Consider the following 624-nt stretch of genomic DNA (forward strand, 5'->3'; position numbering starts at 1 on the left):
GGCTTGGGCGGGCGCTCCGCGGGGGCGCTGCTGTTGGGCAGGCCGAACTGCTTCTCCACGCGGCCCAGGCGCTGTTGCTGTTCCTTCACGGAGCCCTCCAGCGCGCGGACGGCGTCGGTGAGCTTCGTCAGGCCTTCCATGACGCCGGAGGCGTCGGGGCTCGGCGCGGGCGGAGCCGACTGAGGAGGCGGCGCGGGGTTGGCGGCCTTGGCGCGCGCCTCGACATCCTCCTCGTCCTCGGAGTCGCCCTCGCTCTCCTCCAGCGCGTCGGCCAGCGCGCGCAGGTGTTGGGCCACCTCCACCACGCGCACGTCGTCGGCGCCGTCCGCCGAGGCCAGCGCCTCGACGAGGGCCGTCACGGCTTCGAGGGCCTGTTGGGCAGCGGCGAGGACTGCGTCCTCGGCCTTGTTGGTGTCCGAGGCGGTGCTGCTCGCGCCCTCGGCTTGAGTGGTGTCCTGGGAAGCGTTGTCCATGGTGTCTCCGTCTCGCTTCACGAGGAGGAAGCGGTGCTTGTTGGCGGCCCTGTCCACGAGGGACACCTCCTCCACCACCATGTCGACGAGGCGGTGGACGGAGGCGGGGCCTTGGGTGGTGCTCGTCATGTGGCCTCCGGCTGGGAGTCAG

The 624-nt window shown here is 72.0% G+C and carries 1 protein-coding gene; it reads right to left on the reverse strand.

Going from position 1 to position 624, the window contains the following annotated elements:
• Window positions 1-602 (reverse strand): hypothetical protein (locus FJV41_RS49605; RefSeq protein ID WP_141649555.1); only part of this gene is annotated, 602 nt, incomplete at its 3' end.
• Between the last annotated feature and the right edge of the window lie 22 nt (window positions 603-624).

The organism is Myxococcus llanfairpwllgwyngyllgogerychwyrndrobwllllantysiliogogogochensis (assembly GCF_006636215.1).
GTDB lineage: Bacteria > Myxococcota > Myxococcia > Myxococcales > Myxococcaceae > Myxococcus > Myxococcus llanfairpwllgwyngyllgogerychwyrndrobwllllantysiliogogogochensis.